This window comes from Pseudomonas sp. CLCA07, assembly GCF_053615335.1.
Genome location: NZ_CM132131.1, coordinates 5,654,081 through 5,671,671 on the forward strand (window position 1 = coordinate 5,654,081; position 17,591 = coordinate 5,671,671).

Genomic DNA, 17,591 nt, shown 5'->3' on the forward strand with positions numbered 1-17,591 from the left:
CCCAACTCTCAGCTGTAAAACCCTTACACCTCACGACCATGCGCCGCAGCGGCCAGTTGCCCGGTATCGACCCGAACAAACACCGAGTCTCCCACTGCCGTGAGCACGCCGTCGGCGTACACCTCGCAGATGACCCGGCTTTTGCGCCCGACATCGCCCTCGACCTTGGCGCGCAAGGTCAGCGCAACGCCCATCGGCGTCGGCTTGATGAACTTGATGCCCAGGTTGCCGGTGACGCAGTCGATGCGCGGCAGTGATCCCGGCTCGCGGTTTTCTACCCGGTAGTGGTAAGCCATGGCGGTCCAGTTCGAGTGGCAATCCACCAACATCGCAATCAATCCGCCGTACACCAGATCCGGCCAGCCGCAATACTTGGCTTCGGGCAGATGCTCGGCGACGACGTGGATGCCATCGGCATGCCAGTGGCTTTTGACGTGTAGCCCGTGAGGGTTGCGGCTGCCGCAGCCGTAACAAACGCCCTCTGGGGCGGCGCTGTCCTGCATGGAAATGTCGAGCATGGTTGTCCCTTGTGGTGCTTTGAAGTCCGCTGAGATTAAAACGCCGGAACGAGGGGAAGTCCATTGCGTCATCCGGGTAATGCCGCAATCCCTGTGGGAGTGAGCCTGCTCGCGATGGCGGTGGCACAGTCAACATTGCGTTGCCTGACAGTCCGCCATCGCGAGCAGGCTCGCTCCCACAGGTTTTGCGCCTTGCCTTAAAGATCGCCATTAGTCCAGCCAGGTACTTTTTTTCATTACCGGTGCAGTCCACAGCAGAGTAGAGTCCTGCTCAAATGGCTTGAAACTTGTCATGCCACGTTTACGGACAACTGCCGTGCTCAACATCGGACTCATCGTTTACCCCGGCTTCCAGGTTCTCGGCCTCGCCATGTGCGCTACCTTCGAGTTGGCCAACAACAGCGCCGACGAGCCGGTGTACAGCCTTTCGCTGCTGTCCGAGCAGGGTGGCATGGTGCAGACTTCCGCGGGTTTCGGTGTGGAAACCCGTGCATTCGATCAGCGTGCGTTCGATACGCTGCTGGTGATGGGCGACAACCTGGTCCGGCCAACGTCGCCGGGCATGGTTGCGTTTTTACGCCGTGTCAGCGCGTCCACGCGGCGTCTGGGTTCGATCTGTACCGGGGCGATTGCACTGGCCGAAGCGGGTTTGCTGGATGGTCGGCGGGTGACCACTCATTGGTGTCATGCGCCGGCCTTGCAGCGAGCGTTTCCAAAGGTGCTGGTCGAAGAGGACCGCATCTTCATCAACGACGGCAATCTCTGGACCGCCGCCGGCATGAGCGCGTGTGTCGACCTGGCCCTGGCGCTGGTGGAAAAGGACCTCGGTGCCGACGTGGCGCGCAAGGTGGCCCGGCAATTAGTGGTGTACCACCGCCGCGCGGGTGGTCAGTCGCAGTTTTCAGTGATGCTGGAACTCGAACCGAAGACCGACCGCATCCAGGCGGCGTTGACCTACGCCAAACAACATCTGAAATCCGCGTTGTCGGTGGAGGAGTTGGCCCGCGCCGCCCATCTGAGTCCCCGGCAATTCAGTCGGGTGTTCCACGCCGAAACCGGTCAATCGCCGGCCAAAGCCATCGAAAACCTGAGGGTGGAAGCCGCGCGACTGATGATGGAAACCGGTCGACATGCTATCGATGTGGTGGCGACCGAAACCGGTTTTGGCGACCGGGAGCGCATGCGTCGGGCCTTTATCCGTGCGTTCGGGCAACCGCCGCAGGTGATTCAGCGGGCTAATCGAGTGTGATGTCCGGTATGTCCTGAAAGGTGGTGTATTCGACATTTAAGACAAAATATGATTGTCGTAATCTTGATCTCGTTGAAGCCCAATCCCTCAGTGAGATCACCGCCATGACCATCGTCAAAGCCGCTGCCGTCCAAATTGCACCCGTGCTCTACAGCCGTGAGGGCACGGTAGAAAAGGTCGTTAACAAGATTCGCGAACTCGGGGAGAAGGGTGTGCAGTTCGCCGTTTTCCCGGAAACCGTCGTACCGTATTACCCGTATTTCTCCTTTGTGCAGGCGCCTTTCAAAATGGGTTCCGAGCACTACAAGTTGCTGGATCAGGCCGTGGTGGTGCCTTCGGCGACCACCGATGAAATCGGCAAAGCCGCCAAGGAAGCCAACATGGTGGTGTCCATCGGCGTCAACGAGCGCGATGGCAGCACGCTGTACAACACGCAACTGCTGTTTGATGCCGACGGCACGCTGATTCAGGCGCGTCGCAAGATCTCGCCGACTTATCACGAACGCATGATCTGGGGCATGGGTGATGGCTCGGGCCTGCGCGCCACCGACAGTGCCGTCGGCCGCATCGGTCAACTGGCTTGCTGGGAACATTACAACCCGCTGGCGCGTTATGCCTTGATCGAAGACGGCGAACAGATTCACGCCTCGATGTACCCCGGCTCGTTTGCCGGCGAACGGTTCACCCGTCAGATGGAAATCAGCATTTGTATGCATGCGCTGGAATCGGCTTGTTTCGTGGTCAACTCGACCGCCTGGTTGTACCCGGAACAGCAAGCGCAAATCATGGCCGACACCGGTTGCGAGATCGGTCCGATTTCCGGCGGTTGCTACACCGCGATCATCGACCCACAAGGTGAAGTGGTCGGTGCGCTGACCGAAGGCGAAGGCGAAGTGATTGCTGACATCGACTTGTTCGAGATCGAGATCCGCAAACGCCAAATGGACGGCCGTGGCCACTACAGCCGTCCGGAGATTCTGAGTTTGAACATCGACCGCACGCCCCATCGCCATGTTCATGAGCGCAATGCTCAGCCGAAGTTGGCCGTCACTGCGCAAGCGGAAGAGGTCTGATCAAGTAAACGTTTTGGCGTGCCGGGGCTTCGAAAGCACGAAGCTCCGGTCAGTTAAGACATTTCTGCCCTAACGCAATTCTTGTAGCAACTGGCGAAGCCTGCGTTCGACTGCGCAGCAGTCGTGAAACCTGAGTTTGCGGTCTTCCTGCAATACCGCATTGTCTGATTTCACGACTGCTGCGCAGTCGAACGCAGGCTTCGCCAGCTGCTACATTAGAACGCGTTATGGCTTAGCTGATCGGCATTAGGTCACGTCATTTTGCTGTCCGGTATTTGAAAGCGCCGTTACCTCCGCTAGACTCCAGCCCCATGAAACGCTATCTGCGGTTTTGCCTGATTTTCCTGATCAGCCTCGCGCTTCCCTTGAGTGGAATGGCGGGCGTTTCAGCACCCGCAGAACCTTGCCCGATGAAAACCATGGGCATGGCGATGATGGGTGACATGGATCAGGACTGCTGCCAGGACATGAGCACCGCGCCCGACCATGGCAAACCTTGCAAGCCCGGTCAGGAATGCAAAACCGGTGGCATGCTGCAAGTCTCGATCATCAAACCTCCCGTCAACCTGTTCAGCCCTGTGGTAGCCACGTTCTTTGCGGACGTAATGCCTGTCCAGACCCCGTCCGGGGTATGGCGACCCCCTCGCGCCTGACTCCTGTTCCACGTTGAGCACCATTCCGCCCATGCGGGATGGCGTTACTGCGCGCAGCAAAACGCGCGCAGCGGATCATGACAGGAATTCCAGACATGAAACTCTCGTGCTTTTGCACGGGGTGGCCGCTCGCGGCTGCCCTGGCGGCAAGCGTATTGGCGTTGCCGTGCGTTGCTGCCCCACTGACCCTCGATGAAGCCTTGCGATTGGCCGACAACAACGCGCCGTCGCTCACCGCTCAAGCAGAAAAACTCCAAGCGGCCCGAAGCGCTGCGATTCCTGCCGGTGAATTGCCCGACCCCAAGCTGTTACTGGGGGTACAAAACTTTCCGGTGGGTGGCCCTGATCGGGGCACGCTGGATCATGACTTCATGACCATGCAGATGGTCGGCGTGATGCAGGAAATGCCCAGCGGCGACAAACGCCGGGCGCGTACTGACGTCGCCGAAGCGGCCGTAGACGTGGCCGCTGCGCAAGCTCAAGTCGAACGCCTGGCGGTGCGTCAGGCCACTGCGCTGGCCTGGATCGACAGCTATGCCGTCGAGCTGAAACACACGTTGTTCCAGGAGTTTTATCGCGAGAATCGTTTGCTGGCCGACACCGTTCGCGCGCAGATCGCCAGCGGTCGCGCGCAACCCGCCGATGCGGTGACGCCCAAGCAGGAAGCGGCGCAACTGGAAGAGCAGCAAGACCAATTGACGCTCCAGCGAGCCCAGGCACGCGCCGCCCTCAAACGCTGGATCGGTCCCGCCGCCAATGAGCAACCCATCGGCAACTGGCCGCAATGGCCCATCGATACCACCCGTTACGCCCACAAACTTGAGCATCACCCGGAACTGGTGGCCTTCGCGCCCATGACCCGGCAAGCGCAGGCCAAAGTCCGCGAAGCCGAAGCCGACAAGCAATCCGACTGGAGCTGGGAGCTCGATTACCAGAAGCGTGGGCGTGAGTTCGGCGACATGGTCAGCGTGCAATTCACCTTCGACCTGCCGTTGTTTCCCGAGACGCGGCAAAACCCGAAGATCGCCGCCAAACGCGCTGAGCTCAATCAACTCGAAGCCGAGCGCGAGGCGTTGGTTCGTGAGCACACGCAGCAACTCGAAGACCAATTGGCCGACTACCAGCGCCTGGAACGCGCAGTGCAGCGCACGCAGGAAAGTCTATTGCCGCTGGCCACAGAAAAGGCCGAGTTGACCCTCGCCAGTTATCGGGCGGGCAAAAGCGATGTGTCGGCGGTTGTCGCCACCCGGCGTGAGCTGATCGAGGCCCGTCTGAAGCAGATCGACATCAACGAACAGAAAGCACTGACCAGCGCGCGGCTGTATTTCGCCTACGGGGAGACTGGCCAATGAGCCGTTTAAAAAGCGTGGCAGGGGTTGCGTGCGCCATGGCTCTGGGCGGCGTCGGCGGCTATTGGCTTGCCCATCAACCGGCAGCGATCAATCAAGGCGCGATGGCAGGAGGAGAACCCAAAGCCTTGTACTGGTACGACCCGATGTACCCGCAGCAGAAGTTCGACAAACCCGGCAAGTCGCCCTTTATGGAAATGGAACTGGTGCCGCGTTACGCCGAAGCCGAAGCCAACACGGCCTCTATCCAGATTGATCCGAGCGTGACGCAAAATCTCGGTATGCGGTTGGCCAAGGTCCGCCGTGGCGCTCAGGCCTCGAGCCTCGAGGCAGCAGGTGTGCTGGCTTATAACGAACGGGACGTGGCGGTGATTCAGGCGCGCACAGCGGGTTTCGTCGAGCGGGTATACGCCCGTGCACCGGGCGATGTGCTTAAGGCGGGCGCGCCATTGGCGGACATTCTGGTGCCGGAATGGGCTGGCGCTCAGGAGGAGTTTCTGGCGCTCAAGCGCCTGGGCGACCCCGGCCTGTTGGCCGCCGCCCGACAGCGATTGCGCCTGACCGGGATGCCGGCCGCTTTGATCGCCCAGGTCGAACGCAGTGCCAAAGTGCAGTTGAGTCAGACGATCACCACGCCGATTGCCGGTGCGTTGCAGGAACTGAACGTACGCGTCGGCATGACCCTGGCCGCTGGAGAAACGCTGGCCCGGGTCAATGGCCTGAACAGCGTCTGGTTGACAGTAGCGGTGCCGGAGGCGGCTGCGGGGGCAATCCAGACAGGTCAAACCGTGGACGCCAGCCTTGTGGGATCTGCGCAGACGGTTCTTCGCGGGACGGTCAGCGCGATCCTGCCGCAAACCAATGCGGACAGCCGCACCGTCAGCGTGCGGGTGGAACTGCCCAACCCTGACGGACGCTTGCGCCCTGGGTTGACGGTGCAAGTGCGTTTGCACAGCGCCACCGAAACGGTGTTGCAGGTGCCGAGCGAAGCCTTGATTCGCACGGGGCGGCGCGTGTTGGTGATGGTGGCAGAAGAGGGCGGGCACTACCGTCCGGTCGAGGTGCAGGCCGGGCCGGAAAGCGACGGTCAAACGGTGGTCCTCAATGGCCTGAAGGAGGGGCAGCAGGTGGTCACGTCGGGGCAGTTCCTGCTCGACTCCGAAGCCAGCCTCAAAGGCATTGTGGCGCAGCCGCTGGAAAAAACCGGAGGCCAGCCATGATTGCCGCACTGATCCGCTGGTCCGTGGCCAACCGCTTTCTGGTGCTGCTGGCAACGCTGTTTGTCACGGCTTGGGGGCTGTGGTCGGTACAAAGCACACCCATCGATGCGCTGCCGGACTTGTCCGATGTCCAGGTGATCATTCGCACACCTTATGCAGGCCAGGCACCGCAGATTGTCGAGAACCAAGTGACCTATCCACTGGCAACCACCCTGTTGTCGGTGCCCGGGGCGAAGACCGTTCGCGGCTATTCGTTTTTCGGTGACAGCTTTGTGTACGTGTTGTTTGAGGATGGCATTGATCAGTACTGGGCACGTTCACGGGTGTTGGAGTACCTGAGTCAGGTCCAGAGCCGTCTGCCTGCCAGCGCCAAACCGGCGTTGGGACCGGACGCCACCGGGGTGGGCTGGATCTTCCAATATGCATTGGTTGATCGCAGCGGCGGCCACGATCTGGCGCAACTGCGCGCTCTGCAAGACTGGTTCCTCAAGTTCGAACTCAAGACCTTGCCCAATGTCGCCGAAGTGGCCACCGTTGGTGGCATGGTCAAGCAGTATCAGGTCCAGCTCGATCCCTTGAAAATGGCCAATCTTGGGATTACCCAGGCGCAAGTTACCGAGGCCATCGGCAAGGCCAATCAGGAAACCGGTGGCGGGGTGCTGGAGTTGGCTGAAACCGAGTTTGTCGTGCGGGCTTCAGGCTATCTGAACAGCCTGGATGACTTTCGGGCGATTCCTCTCAAGCTCGGCGTGGGAAGCGTGCCGGTCACCCTTGGCGATGTGGCAACGATTCAGCAGGGGCCGGAAATGCGTCGAGGCTTGGCTGAACTCGACGGCGAAGGCGAGACCGTCGGCGGCGTGGTGATCCTGCGCAGCGGCAAGAACGCCAAGGAAACCATCGCAGCGGTCAAGGCCAGGCTTGAAGAGCTCAAAAGCAGCTTGCCGGCCGGTGTGGAGATCGTCACCACGTACGACCGCAGCAAGTTGATCGATCGCGCCGTGGAAAACCTCAGCCACAAGTTGATCGAAGAGTTCATCGTGGTGGCGTTGGTGTGCGGGATTTTTCTCTGGCACCTGCGTTCAGCATTGGTGGCGATCATCTCGTTGCCGGTGGGGGTGTTGATCGCTTTCATCGTGATGCGCCATCAAGGGATCAACGCCAACATTATGTCCCTGGGCGGGATCGCCATCGCCATTGGCGCCATGGTCGATGCTGCCGTGGTGATGATCGAAAACGCCCACAAAAAGATCGAGGCCTGGCACACGGCTCATCCAGGGGAAGCACTCAAGGGCGAGCGGCACTGGCAGGTCATGATCGATGCAGCGGTGGAAGTGGGGCCGGCGTTGTTCTTTTGCCTGCTGATCATCACCCTGTCGTTCATTCCGGTGTTCACTCTTGAAGCGCAGGAGGGGCGATTATTCGGCCCGTTGGCGTTCACCAAAACCTACGCCATGGCGGCTGCGGCGGGGCTGTCGGTAACCTTGGTGCCGGTATTGATGGGCTACTGGATTCGCGGGCGGATCCCCAATGAACAACAAAACCCGCTGAACCGTTGGCTGATCAGGCTCTACCAACCGGCACTGGATGCCGTTCTGCGTCGTCCGAAAATCACCCTGCTGGTCGCGTTCCTGGTCTTTGCCAGCGCGTTGTGGCCGATGTCGCGTCTGGGGGGCGAGTTCCTTCCACCATTGGACGAAGGCGATTTGCTCTATATGCCATCGGCGCTGCCCGGCCTGTCGGCGCAGAAAGCTGCGCAATTGCTGCAACAGACGGATCGCCTGATCAAAACCGTCCCAGAAGTCGAGCACGTTTTCGGCAAGGCCGGGCGTGCAGAAACCGCCACCGATCCGGCACCGCTGGAGATGTTCGAAACCACGATCCAGTTCAAGCCCTATGACCAGTGGCGACCGGGCATGACCCAGGAAAAACTCGTGGAAGAACTGGATCGAGTGGTCCGTGTGCCGGGCTTGACCAACCTCTGGATTCCACCGATTCGCAACCGCATCGACATGCTGGCCACCGGCATCAAAAGCCCGATCGGGGTGAAGGTAGCCGGCAGCGATCTGGCGCAGATCGATGCAGTGACACAAAGCGTCGAAAGGGCTGCCAAAAATGTTGCGGGCGTTAGTTCCGCGCTGGCCGAACGCTTGACCGGTGGGCGTTACATCGACGTGGATATCGACCGCAAGGCGGCTGCTCGCTATGGGCTCAATATCGCCGATGTGCAGTCGATCGTGGCTGGTGCCATCGGCGGTGAAAACGTCGGGGAAACCATCGAAGGTCGCGCGCGTTTCCCGATCAATGTGCGTTATCCGCGCGAGTGGCGTGATTCCCTTGGTGCGCTGGAGCAACTTCCGATCTACACGCCACTGGGCAGTCAGATCACCCTCGGCACGGTGGCCAAGGTCAAGGTCACGGACGGGCCACCGATGCTCAAGAGCGAAAACGCGCGTCCGTCGGGCTGGGTGTACATCGACGTGCGTGGGCGGGACATCGCTTCGGTGGTCGCCGATCTGCGTCGGATCGTCAGCGAGCAGGTCACGTTGCAACCCGGCATGAGCCTGAGTTACTCCGGGCAGTTCGAGTTTCTGGAGCGGGCCAACGCGAGGCTCAAATTGGTGGTGCCGGCCACGTTGCTGATCATCTTTGTGCTGCTTTATCTGACGTTCGCGCGTTTCGACGAGGCCTTGCTGATTATGACCACGCTGCCGTTTGCCCTTGCGGGTGGGGCGTGGTTCCTCTATTGGCTGGGGTTCAATCTGTCGGTGGCCACAGGCGTCGGCTTCATTGCGCTGGCCGGGGTGTCCGCCGAGTTTGGGGTGATCATGCTGCTGTACCTGAAAAATGCCTGGGCCGAGCACGAAGACGCGGGCGACCGCACGGAACAGGGGTTGGTCGCCGCCATTCGTGAAGGCGCAGTGCAGCGTGTTCGACCCAAGGCCATGACCGTGGCCGTGATCATTGCGGGCCTGTTGCCGATTCTTTTGGGCGGCGGCACTGGCAGCGAGGTCATGAGCCGCATCGCAGCGCCCATGGTCGGCGGCATGATCACCGCGCCGTTGCTGTCGCTGTTTGTCATTCCGGCGGCGTATCGCTTGATGCGTCGCCGTCAGCTCCTTTCACAAACCACTCACTCTCAAGGAAACGCCCAATGAAACTGACCCTGATCGCAGCGACCAGCACCGTGATTGCCCTTTCTTTTTCGGCTCAGGCAGAGGATATGCCGGGCATGAAGATGGACAACATGGCCATGGACGGTAAGCCAATGAAGGAGCAAACAGCGCAAGCGCCGGTTGCCAAGGCGGCAGGTACCGTGAAGGGCATCGACAGTGCGAAACACACGGTAACCATCGCCCACGGTGCCGTGCCAGCAGTGAAATGGCCGCCGATGACCATGGGGTTCAAGGCTACAGAGGCGCAACTGGCTGCGGTGAAGGTGGGAGATCAGGTGAACTTCGAGTTTCAGTTGGAAGGGGCGGCGGCGACCCTCGTATCGATTGATGTAGCGAAGTAACGCCTGGCGAACCCGGCGGTGCGAAGGTCACTCGCACCGCCGGATCGTTAGAATTAGAGCTCCTGGCCCAGGAAAATCAACGTATTACCATGTGCCTCAGCCGCTGCGCGCTGGTTGTAGCTGTCGCGGTGCGAGCAGTTGAAGCCATGTTCGGCCTCTGGGTACACGACAATTTCCACGTTGTCGTTGGTGTCGAAACGTTCGGCGATTTTCTCCACGGCTTCCAGGGAAATGTGGCTGTCCTGCTCACCGAAGTGCATCAGCAGCGGCACTTGGATGTCATCGGCGCGGTCGAGGTGATTCTGGATGCCGCCGCCGTAGTAGGCGACCGCCACATCCACCAGCCCGTTGGTGGCGGTGAGGTAAGACAGCAAGCCGCCAAAGCAATAACCGATGGAAGCGATGCCGCCATCCAGCCCCGGCTGAGCATCGAGCACGTCGATGGCCAGTTTGATGTCGGCCTGCGCCTTGGTGATGTCGGTGGCGTTCATCAACTCGACGGCGCGTTTCCAGCCGGCTTCGTCGTAGGTCAGTTCGATGCGGTGGCCGCTACGCCAGAACAGGTCTGGCACGATCACCAGATACCCGTCAGCGGCGTATTGCTCGGCGACCGAGCGGATGTGCTCGTTGACACCGAAGATCTCCTGGATCAAGACGATCCCCGGGCCTCGTTGGGTATGCGGAATGGCCAGGTAAGCGCCGAATGTACCTTCGTCGCCGTCGATCTCGATCCATTGGGTGGTCACGCTCATGGTGGCTCCTGTCTACGCAAGTGAGGTGAAGAGTGAAGCTTGTCACGGTAGCATCTCAACGATTGTGACGGCGCCAGAAAAATCGCGCCAGCAGCGTATCGAGGCTCAGCTTGCCGGCACCCGAGAGCAACAACGGCAGCAGGGCGGCGAGGTAGATCAGCGGCAGTTTGAAGTTACCGTGACCCTTGTTGCTGATGGCGTAACCCTGGGCAAGCTCACTTAATGTAGACCAATCGGCCGGCCAGTGAACGGCAGCGGTGGCGACCACCGTGACCACCATCAGCATGATTGCCGATACTCGCGTGCCGAGACCCAGCAGAATGGCAAATGCGCCAATCAGCTCGGCCCCCATCGACAGCTCCCAGTTCAGCGTGGCTGGGATGTGATCGAATGGAAACGGAAAACGGTCCTGGATATCGGCAAACCAGTTTTCACCGTTCCATTTTTCCCGGCCTGACTCAAAAAACTCCCAGGCGATGAACAACCGCAAGGTCAGGGGCGCAATCCAGCTACCGGCACGGTCGAGGTTCAGGTGCAGGCTTTTGACGGCCGACGAGAGCGAGGTGTTCATGGGTTTGGTCTCCACTGGGTCAGGAATGCGGGGCCACGGCGTGCCCCGCGTGATGGGTTACTCGCCGGCGCCGCACTTGCCTTCGCCACATTTGCCTTCGGCGGGTTTTTCCGCGGTGTCGGCCTGGACCTGGCTGTAGCCGTGGGCCAGTTGTTTCATGCTGAAGGCTTCGGATTCGGAGGCCGATGCGACGTTTGACAAGGCCAGGCCACCGGCGATGAGCAGGCCGAGGGTCAGGGAGGACGTTGAGAGTTTGAACATGGTGATACTCCGTAGCATTGAGTGAGTTGAACGCTTTGATCGGCTTGGCCAATCGACAGGCGTAGTTCATCAAGACGGTGTATCTGCGATGTGTCTTTGCGGCGGGGTTTTATGGGCGGGGTGTGTCAGGAGGCGGGCTGTATACACACTGATACAAGCCCGGCGCACAACCTCTGTGGGAGCGAGCCCTGTGGTGAGGGGGCTTGTCGGACCGCCGCACCGCCCCGTTGGGCTGCGAAGCGACCCCAAAATCTTTGATGCACCAAGATCTTGTGAGCGCTACGCACTCAAACGGGGGCAAGCCCCCTCGCCACAAGGCTCGCTCCCACAGGGGATTAGTGGTGAATGACGCTCCGGAAAATTTCCTATACATTTTCCGGCCGCCCCCCTGCATGGTGAAACGCTTCATGTCTCTTGCGCTCGAACGTCTAGTCGCTGGCACGCCGATTCCTTTTGCCGGTAATCGTGTCACGGTGGTCAGCCCCGAACTGGCCGCGCGCTTTCAGCCCGGAGACCACCTGCTGGTGGAGCAGGTCAGCGGCGAATTGTTGCTGATTCCGGTGGCTGACCAGCAAGCGGCCAGCGTTGCGATTGAACGTGCAGCAGTGGCGTTCAGCGTGATGTCGGCGGTGTCGGATCAAGCAATCAGCGCCTTCTTCGACCTGTTTGCCCAGCGCTTGGAAACCCCGCAGTGCTGGGATTTGATCGCGGCCGCCAACCTCGCCGACATCGAACGCGCCAAGGCCCGTGGGCGTTCCACCACGCGCTTGCTGGCGGATGAACGCATGCGCAGTGACATGATCGCCGGCCTGCGCGCCTGGCGCGATGCGCCGGCCTCACGAGGCAAGGTGATCAGTTGCGTTGAGCATGACGGCTGGAAAGTCGAACAAGTGGTGTCGCCGCTGGGCATCGTCGCGTTTGTCTTTGAAGGCCGACCGAATGTGTTCGCCGACGCTGCCGGTGTCTTACGCACGGGTAACACCGCCGTGCTGCGTATTGGCAGCGATGCATTGGGCACCGCCCAAGCCATCGTCACCCATGCCCTGAATCCGGCACTGAGCGACGCTGGGTTGCCGGTCGGCGCGGTGTCGCTGGTCGAAAGCGTCAACCACGCGGCCGGTTGGGCGATGTTCGCCGACCGACGGCTGTCCCTGGCCGTGGCCCGGGGTTCGGGGCGTGCGGTCAGCCAATTGGGCAGCATCGCGCAACAGGCGGGTACCGCCGTCAGCCTGCACGGCACCGGTGGCGCCTGGCTGATCGCCGACAAGGATGCCGACGCGACTCGCTTCGCCGCCGTCGTACGCAACTCTCTGGACCGCAAGGTCTGCAACACCTTGAACGTCTGCCTGATCCAGCGCGACTGTGCCGCCGAACTGGTGCCGCTGTTTCTCGATGCGTTGCAACAGGCCGGCAACGCACGGGGCCAGGGCTGCAAGTTGCATATTGTCGAAGGCAGCGAGGGGGACTTGCCGGCTCAATGGTTGAGTGCAAACGTCGAGGTATACCGCGCTGAAGGCTACCGGACCGAGGCAATGGTCGAGCCATTGCCAGAGGATCAATTGGGCCGCGAGTGGGAATGGGAAGAAACCCCGGAAGTCAGCCTGATGATCGTCGACGACCTGGGCTGTGCCATTGCCTTGTTCAATCGCTACAGCCCGCAGTTCACAGTGTCGTTGATCAGTGCGGATGACGCTGCGCATGAGCGTTTCTACAACGCGGTCAACGCCCCGTTTGTCGGCAATGGGATCACTCGCTGGGTCGATGGCCAGTACGCACTGAACAAACCGGAGCTGGGTCTTTCGAACTGGGAGAGCGGTCGGCTGTTTGCTCGCAGCGCGATTCTCTCCGGAGACGGCGTGTTCACCGTCCGTAGCCGCATGACGCAGACCGATTTGTCGGTCAAACGCTAGGGGGCGTTCTCAATTCCCCGCCGCGCCGGGGAAACTAATTGAGAACGCCCCATAGGTATCCCGGCCGCAGAGCAAGGGGCACACTATAATTAGGGTGTTTGCTCCTTCGTTCTGAAAGAGGGATCCACCATGAAACTTCGTTCCTTCGAGCAGTATTCTCATCAACTGGAAGCAGTCGCTCACGATACATGGCTGACGGCCCGGGTGAAGTCGGCCCTGGCCATGGCTGAGCCCACCCTTGCCATGCACATTCACGTCAAGACCCATGCGGGCACGGTGGCGTTGAGTGGCCGGGTCAACACCCATCGGCAATGTGAGCAGGTTGTTGCAGTGACCCGTTCAGTTCAGGGCGTTGTCGACGTCGATGCCAGGGAATTGCTGACTCACGTGTTCATGCCAGGCAGTTATCCCGAACCGCCCAACGCCGAAGAAAGCGCTGAACAGCGGCCTCAATCGTCAACCAAACCGGACGACAAATGACCAAGGCGACCCTGTAAGCAGCGCTTCTGTAAACCGGAAGCGCTGCCCGGGGCGGCTGCTGGCCTCCAGGAAGTAGAAAAAAACGGCGGTGTCATCTTGGTGTCACCTAACCCATGGCAGGATCCTCGCAAACCATCTTGAACGCTCAGCGGAACTCCCTCCGCGGGCCGATGAAATTGCCAGGAATCCCCGCCATGAAAGGAGACGCCTCCCTGTTTGCAGCCATTGACCTGGGCTCCAATGCGTTTCGCATGATGATTGGCCAATCGGTCAAACGGAACCAGAAATGGATGATCCACGAGGTGAAAACCCTGCGTGAACCTGTCCGTTTGTCGGAAGGTTTTCAGGGCGGTGCGCTGGACGAAATGGCGCTGGATCGTGGATGGCAGGCACTTTCGCGATTTGGCAAAAAAATACGCGGCTTTGAAGCCGGCCGGGTGCGGGCGGTGGCGACCAGTGCTGTGCGCGAGGCCGACAATGCGCAGCTGTTCCTGGCCAGCGCCGAGCGCCACCTCGGGTTTCGGATTGACGTCATTTCCGGGCACGAAGAGGCTCAGCTGGTGTACGCCGGTGTGACCCATTCGATCCCCAGCCCGCAAAGCATGCGACTGGTCGTGGACATCGGTGGCGGGTCCACCGAGTTGATTCTGGGGCAGGGCGCTCAACCGCTGTTGACCGAAAGCATTGCCATTGGCAGCGGTACTTTTGGCGCACGGTACTTTTCCGGTGGCTGCATCACCGCCCCGGCGTTGCTGGAGGCGGAGCGTGTGGCCACGCTGCAATTTGAAACAGTGGCGCGGCGTTACCGGGCCTTGGGTTGGCAGCAGGCCATCGGTTCTTCGGGGACGGCACGGATGCTCGCCAAAGTGCTCAAGGCCAACGGGATGAACGACGACGGCGAAAGCGGTATCACTTACAGCGGTCTGCTGCGCCTGTCGTTGCGATTGCTGGAAGTGGGGCATGTGAAACAGCTCAAACTGGCCGGTCTGCAAAACCATCGCTTGAGCACCTTGCCGGGTGGGCTGGTGGTGATGCTGGCGGCGTTCAAGGTCTTCGGGATCTTGCAGATGACGCCTTCGGAGGCGGGTTTGAGGTTCGGGGTCCTGCATGGCTTGATGTCCAGGCATTGACTCCCCACCCCCTTTTCTAAACTCCGTCAATGAGGCGAGGCAACTCCAGCGGGTTTGAGTCTTGCAGCACTTCAGGCAACAGCGCTTGCGGAAAACCCTGATAAGCCACCGGGCGCAAGAAACATTCAATCGAGGTCATGCCGACCGATGTGAAGCGGCTGTCCGACGTGGCCGGAAACGGCCCGCCGTGAACGGTGGCAAAAGTCACTTCCTGCGGATGCGCGAAGGCGTTGATGACGATGCGCCCGGTGCCTGGGGGAAAACCTGGTGCAAGTCAGAGGAGGAGGGGTTGGCGGTCGTTTACACCCACACCACCTGTCGCCAGCCCGCCGGGCTGGGGCCGTTATGCGCGCATTGCGGCGAACCGCTGCGTCGCGGGGAGTTGATCAGCACACCCAGTGAAGCCTACGCCGCTGAACGAAAAGCCCGGCGTGACGCCTTCAAGGGTGGTCGCGGGGCGGACCCGGTCGCGGCTCAGGACCAGTGACAGCACCTGTGGCAATTGCTGAAAAAAACGTTCCCGCACAACAGGCGGGAACGCATCGAAGTCCAATGGCTTCAGCTCAGATTGCCGCAGAAAATGTTTTGATGACCATCGGCCGGGTTTTCACGCACCACCAAGGCATAGCCGCCGGCTCGAAGTGTTTCGACAGACACCGGCGCACTTTTCCAGAAGTACTGCATCGATGCCATTGAATAGAACCGCGCATTCGGTCCGTCGTTCAGGTCATAGGCCGGTTTCGAACCTAAATTGGCGCAGCTTCCGGGATAGATATAAGCCGACAAACGACCGGGCAATGCGCTGCCCATGGTTTCGCCGCTGACGGCAAACCAGAACTCGGTCGTATTGCCGTTGGGCATCATGATGGGCCGGGCGATATTCCCGGCATTGACGGGCGTAGCGTGCAGGGGAACGTTGGTGATCTGACTGTCAGGCACCGTCGAACACCCGCAGAGCCACCCGACCGCCACCACCACCGACGCCAGCGAAGATACGATTTTCATCGTGAAACTCCCGCTTGTAAGGACGCGTTGAAGTGATCCCCCTGTCAATTTTAGCTGTCCGGTGACAGAGGACATTTCTTCGGATAGTCGGTCCTGGCGCACGCGGGTGCTTGTATCGCAACGTATCTCCTGTGCCGACAGCCAACTTGGCATACAAAACCATGGGTTATGCGACACGAGCGGGATACACCGCCCCCTCTAAATGAACACACCGCATCGGCGGTCATCATTGGAGAATTGCGATGTCCCGTATCACTTCCCGTCACACCCGGCTCGGCATCGCGCTAGCCGCTGTAACACTGGTTACCTTCGCGAGCTTTTCGCAGGCTGCCGAGGCAAGCCATGAAGCGCAGCCTGGCAAAAGCTGGCAGTCAGGCATCCACCGCACGGACCTGGTGCGCCAGGACCTGGACGTTGCCGAGCGTGAGGTGATTCAGGTGCGTGTTGATTTCGACGCGGGCGTGGTCTCGCCCAAACATTCGCATCCAGGGGTCGAAGTCGCCTACGTCATCGACGGCACATTTGAGTATCAGCTGGAAGGCCGGCCACCAGTCACGCTCAAGGCTGGCGATTCGCTGTACATCCCCGCAGGTACGGCGCATTTGGCGAAGAACGTTGGTGGCGGTAAGGCGTCAGAGCTGGCGACGTACATTGTGAAGAAAGGCACGCCGCTACTGGTGCTGGAAGAGTAATCAGTATTCGCTCGTTCCCCTGTGGGAGCGAGCCTGCTCGCGAATGCGGATTGACATGCAACATCGAAGTCGACTGGAGCACCGCTTTCGTCGGAACGCCGCCCGGAGCAAGCTCGCTCCTACAGGTAAAGCGGATTCAATCCCCCAGTTTGAAGACCAACGCCTTCAAGCCACATTCAACATCGGCATCCGGAAACTCCGGCGGATTCTCCAGCCGCTGGTCAAAGCGCAGGCTCGGTGCTTCACGCATGACACCCTCGATGAGGAAGTCAGACCCGAACGCCGGGTCGTTCATGCAGGCCAGCACCGTACCCTCCGGGCTGAGCAGTTCCGGCAACCGGCGTAACACGCGCTGGTAGTCCTTGGTCAGCAAAAAACTGCCTTTCTGAAAGGACGGCGGATCGATGATCACCAGGTCATAAGGCCCCTTGCCAATCACCTTGCCCCAGGACTTGAACAGATCATGGCCGAGAAAACTGACCTGGCTCAAGTCGTGCCCGTTGAGTCGGTGATTGTCGCGCCCACGACTCAGGGCCGGGCTGGACATGTCCAGATTGACCACGTGCTCGGCGCCCCCCTCGATGGCGGCGACCGAGAAGCCGCAGGTGTAGGCAAACAGGTTCAACACACGCTTGCCCTGGGCATTGGCACGCACCCAGTCGCGGCCGTAACGCATGTCGAGAAACAGGCCGGTGTTCTGCTTGCGGCCCAGGTCCACGCGATAACGCAAGCCGCCCTCGGTGATGGTCATCTCATCGATCACCTCACCCAGCAGCCATTCGGTGGTGCTTTGCAGCAGATAACGATGTTGCAGCAGCAAGGTATGTGCGCCGGATTGGGTCCACTCGGGTGACTGGGTGATCTGCATCAACAGTCGTTTCAAATCTTCCAGCTGCGACGCTTCCGGCTCTTTGAACAGCGCGACCAGCACCACACCCTGCAGCCAGTCGACGGTCAACTGCTCCAGCCCCGGCCAGCAGCGGCCACGGCCGTGGAACAAGCGGCGGGTTTCTGCGGGGGCCGTTGCCAGTGCCGTCAGCAAATGGGTGTGGAGGGTGGCGAGCGCGTCTGGGTTCATCGGGCAGGGTCGGCAATTTGAGGGGGCGGCATTTTAACCACAATTGCGGGGCAAAGGCGCGTTGCAACGTGTCGAGAGTTATCACGTTTAATTTAACTTTACGTGAGGATTTGGCGATCTGTCCGCTCACATACTC

General features: G+C 60.4%; 17 protein-coding genes and 2 pseudogenes. 12 read left to right on the top strand and 7 right to left on the bottom strand.

Annotated elements, in window-relative coordinates:
- Window positions 1-23: 23 nt before the first annotated feature.
- Window positions 24-518, bottom strand: a complete 495-nt coding sequence (locus tag ACWGZX_RS26005; protein ID WP_452626037.1) for a PaaI family thioesterase — start codon at window positions 516-518, stop codon at window positions 24-26.
- 292 nt (window positions 519-810) lie between these two features.
- Between ACWGZX_RS26005 and ACWGZX_RS26010 the strand changes: the two genes are divergently transcribed.
- The 7 genes from ACWGZX_RS26010 (at window position 811) to ACWGZX_RS26040 (ending at window position 9,576) form a co-directional block, all read left to right on the top strand.
- Window positions 811-1,767 (top strand): GlxA family transcriptional regulator, encoded by a 957-nt coding sequence (locus ACWGZX_RS26010; protein WP_452626038.1) that lies wholly within the window; start codon window positions 811-813, stop codon window positions 1,765-1,767.
- Between the two features lie 104 nt (window positions 1,768-1,871).
- Window positions 1,872-2,840: a nitrilase-related carbon-nitrogen hydrolase gene (locus tag ACWGZX_RS26015; protein ID WP_452626039.1), complete on the top strand. Its 969-nt coding sequence runs from the start codon at window positions 1,872-1,874 to the stop codon at window positions 2,838-2,840.
- A gap of 311 nt (window positions 2,841-3,151) precedes the next feature.
- Window positions 3,152-3,493 (top strand): hypothetical protein, encoded by a 342-nt coding sequence (locus ACWGZX_RS26020; protein ID WP_223515958.1) that lies wholly within the window; start codon window positions 3,152-3,154, stop codon window positions 3,491-3,493.
- 95 nt (window positions 3,494-3,588) lie between these two features.
- The gene (locus ACWGZX_RS26025; RefSeq protein WP_452626040.1) at window positions 3,589-4,845 is read left to right on the top strand and encodes a TolC family protein; all 1,257 of its coding nucleotides are present in this window, start codon (window positions 3,589-3,591) and stop codon (window positions 4,843-4,845) included.
- The gene (locus ACWGZX_RS26030) at window positions 4,842-6,062 is read left to right on the top strand and encodes an efflux RND transporter periplasmic adaptor subunit (RefSeq protein ID WP_452626041.1); all 1,221 of its coding nucleotides are present in this window, start codon (window positions 4,842-4,844) and stop codon (window positions 6,060-6,062) included. The genes ACWGZX_RS26025 and ACWGZX_RS26030 overlap by 4 nt, the downstream gene beginning before the upstream one ends.
- Window positions 6,059-9,217: an efflux RND transporter permease subunit gene (locus tag ACWGZX_RS26035; RefSeq protein ID WP_452626042.1), complete on the top strand. Its 3,159-nt coding sequence runs from the start codon at window positions 6,059-6,061 to the stop codon at window positions 9,215-9,217. The genes ACWGZX_RS26030 and ACWGZX_RS26035 overlap by 4 nt, the downstream gene beginning before the upstream one ends.
- Window positions 9,214-9,576, top strand: coding sequence for a copper-binding protein (locus ACWGZX_RS26040; RefSeq protein ID WP_452626043.1), 363 nt, complete (start codon window positions 9,214-9,216; stop codon window positions 9,574-9,576). The genes ACWGZX_RS26035 and ACWGZX_RS26040 overlap by 4 nt, the downstream gene beginning before the upstream one ends.
- A 53-nt stretch (window positions 9,577-9,629) precedes the next feature.
- Here the strand turns inward: ACWGZX_RS26040 and ACWGZX_RS26045 are convergent, their stop codons facing one another.
- The 3 genes from ACWGZX_RS26045 to ACWGZX_RS26055 are packed head-to-tail and all read right to left on the bottom strand — an operon-like array spanning window position 9,630 to window position 11,160.
- Entirely contained in the window at window positions 9,630-10,328 is a 699-nt protein-coding gene (locus ACWGZX_RS26045; RefSeq protein WP_452626044.1) for a dienelactone hydrolase family protein, read from the bottom strand.
- Between the two features lie 55 nt (window positions 10,329-10,383).
- Window positions 10,384-10,899 carry an HvfX family Cu-binding RiPP maturation protein gene (locus ACWGZX_RS26050; protein WP_452626045.1) on the bottom strand — a complete coding sequence of 172 codons (516 nt, stop codon included), beginning with the start codon at window positions 10,897-10,899 and terminating at the stop codon, window positions 10,384-10,386.
- A gap of 57 nt (window positions 10,900-10,956) precedes the next feature.
- Window positions 10,957-11,160 carry an HvfA family oxazolone/thioamide-modified RiPP metallophore gene (locus ACWGZX_RS26055; protein WP_223515938.1) on the bottom strand — a complete coding sequence of 68 codons (204 nt, stop codon included), beginning with the start codon at window positions 11,158-11,160 and terminating at the stop codon, window positions 10,957-10,959.
- A 407-nt stretch (window positions 11,161-11,567) separates the two neighbouring features.
- On the opposite strand from ACWGZX_RS26055, the gene ACWGZX_RS26060 reads away from it, so the two are divergent.
- The 3 genes from ACWGZX_RS26060 (at window position 11,568) to ACWGZX_RS26070 (ending at window position 14,680) form a co-directional block, all read left to right on the top strand.
- Window positions 11,568-13,070 carry an aldehyde dehydrogenase family protein gene (locus tag ACWGZX_RS26060; protein ID WP_452626046.1) on the top strand — a complete coding sequence of 501 codons (1,503 nt, stop codon included), beginning with the start codon at window positions 11,568-11,570 and terminating at the stop codon, window positions 13,068-13,070.
- A gap of 129 nt (window positions 13,071-13,199) precedes the next feature.
- Window positions 13,200-13,550 (top strand): BON domain-containing protein, encoded by a 351-nt coding sequence (locus tag ACWGZX_RS26065; protein WP_223515932.1) that lies wholly within the window; start codon window positions 13,200-13,202, stop codon window positions 13,548-13,550.
- A 194-nt stretch (window positions 13,551-13,744) separates the two neighbouring features.
- On the top strand, window positions 13,745-14,680 hold the full coding sequence (locus ACWGZX_RS26070; RefSeq protein ID WP_452626047.1) for a Ppx/GppA phosphatase family protein: 936 nt from the start codon (window positions 13,745-13,747) through the stop codon (window positions 14,678-14,680).
- 16 nt (window positions 14,681-14,696) lie between these two features.
- Here ACWGZX_RS26070 and ACWGZX_RS26075 read toward each other — a convergent pair.
- Window positions 14,697-14,933: pseudogene (locus ACWGZX_RS26075) on the bottom strand (aldehyde dehydrogenase (NADP(+))); the annotation flags it as partial.
- Here ACWGZX_RS26075 and ACWGZX_RS26080 point away from each other — a divergent pair.
- Window positions 14,931-15,167: pseudogene (locus ACWGZX_RS26080) on the top strand (winged helix-turn-helix transcriptional regulator); the annotation flags it as partial. The pseudogenes ACWGZX_RS26075 and ACWGZX_RS26080 overlap by 3 nt on opposite strands.
- A 71-nt stretch (window positions 15,168-15,238) precedes the next feature.
- Here ACWGZX_RS26080 and ACWGZX_RS26085 read toward each other — a convergent pair.
- Window positions 15,239-15,685: a hypothetical protein gene (locus ACWGZX_RS26085; protein WP_452626048.1), complete on the bottom strand. Its 447-nt coding sequence runs from the start codon at window positions 15,683-15,685 to the stop codon at window positions 15,239-15,241.
- Window positions 15,686-15,927: 242 nt separating this feature from the next.
- Between ACWGZX_RS26085 and ACWGZX_RS26090 the strand changes: the two genes are divergently transcribed.
- Window positions 15,928-16,377: a cupin domain-containing protein gene (locus ACWGZX_RS26090; RefSeq protein ID WP_452626049.1), complete on the top strand. Its 450-nt coding sequence runs from the start codon at window positions 15,928-15,930 to the stop codon at window positions 16,375-16,377.
- 136 nt (window positions 16,378-16,513) lie between these two features.
- Here ACWGZX_RS26090 and ACWGZX_RS26095 read toward each other — a convergent pair whose 3' ends face one another.
- Window positions 16,514-17,455, bottom strand: a complete 942-nt coding sequence (locus ACWGZX_RS26095) for a class I SAM-dependent methyltransferase (RefSeq protein WP_452626050.1) — start codon at window positions 17,453-17,455, stop codon at window positions 16,514-16,516.
- Window positions 17,456-17,591: the final 136 nt, after the last annotated feature.

What these genes read in the sequence shown, in the direction of transcription:
- ACWGZX_RS26005 (WP_452626037.1), bottom strand. Translation starts at nt 518, where the DNA reads ATGCTCGACATTTCCATGCAGGACAGCGCCGCCCCAGAGGGCGTTTGT.
- ACWGZX_RS26010 (WP_452626038.1), top strand. Translation starts at nt 811, where the DNA reads ATGCCACGTTTACGGACAACTGCCGTGCTCAACATCGGACTCATCGTT.
- ACWGZX_RS26015 (WP_452626039.1), top strand. Translation starts at nt 1,872, where the DNA reads ATGACCATCGTCAAAGCCGCTGCCGTCCAAATTGCACCCGTGCTCTAC.
- ACWGZX_RS26020 (WP_223515958.1), top strand. Translation starts at nt 3,152, where the DNA reads ATGAAACGCTATCTGCGGTTTTGCCTGATTTTCCTGATCAGCCTCGCG.
- ACWGZX_RS26025 (WP_452626040.1), top strand. Translation starts at nt 3,589, where the DNA reads ATGAAACTCTCGTGCTTTTGCACGGGGTGGCCGCTCGCGGCTGCCCTG.
- ACWGZX_RS26030 (WP_452626041.1), top strand. Translation starts at nt 4,842, where the DNA reads ATGAGCCGTTTAAAAAGCGTGGCAGGGGTTGCGTGCGCCATGGCTCTG.
- ACWGZX_RS26035 (WP_452626042.1), top strand. Translation starts at nt 6,059, where the DNA reads ATGATTGCCGCACTGATCCGCTGGTCCGTGGCCAACCGCTTTCTGGTG.
- ACWGZX_RS26040 (WP_452626043.1), top strand. Translation starts at nt 9,214, where the DNA reads ATGAAACTGACCCTGATCGCAGCGACCAGCACCGTGATTGCCCTTTCT.
- ACWGZX_RS26045 (WP_452626044.1), bottom strand. Translation starts at nt 10,328, where the DNA reads ATGAGCGTGACCACCCAATGGATCGAGATCGACGGCGACGAAGGTACA.
- ACWGZX_RS26050 (WP_452626045.1), bottom strand. Translation starts at nt 10,899, where the DNA reads ATGAACACCTCGCTCTCGTCGGCCGTCAAAAGCCTGCACCTGAACCTC.
- ACWGZX_RS26055 (WP_223515938.1), bottom strand. Translation starts at nt 11,160, where the DNA reads ATGTTCAAACTCTCAACGTCCTCCCTGACCCTCGGCCTGCTCATCGCC.
- ACWGZX_RS26060 (WP_452626046.1), top strand. Translation starts at nt 11,568, where the DNA reads ATGTCTCTTGCGCTCGAACGTCTAGTCGCTGGCACGCCGATTCCTTTT.
- ACWGZX_RS26065 (WP_223515932.1), top strand. Translation starts at nt 13,200, where the DNA reads ATGAAACTTCGTTCCTTCGAGCAGTATTCTCATCAACTGGAAGCAGTC.
- ACWGZX_RS26070 (WP_452626047.1), top strand. Translation starts at nt 13,745, where the DNA reads ATGAAAGGAGACGCCTCCCTGTTTGCAGCCATTGACCTGGGCTCCAAT.
- ACWGZX_RS26085 (WP_452626048.1), bottom strand. Translation starts at nt 15,685, where the DNA reads ATGAAAATCGTATCTTCGCTGGCGTCGGTGGTGGTGGCGGTCGGGTGG.
- ACWGZX_RS26090 (WP_452626049.1), top strand. Translation starts at nt 15,928, where the DNA reads ATGTCCCGTATCACTTCCCGTCACACCCGGCTCGGCATCGCGCTAGCC.
- ACWGZX_RS26095 (WP_452626050.1), bottom strand. Translation starts at nt 17,455, where the DNA reads ATGAACCCAGACGCGCTCGCCACCCTCCACACCCATTTGCTGACGGCA.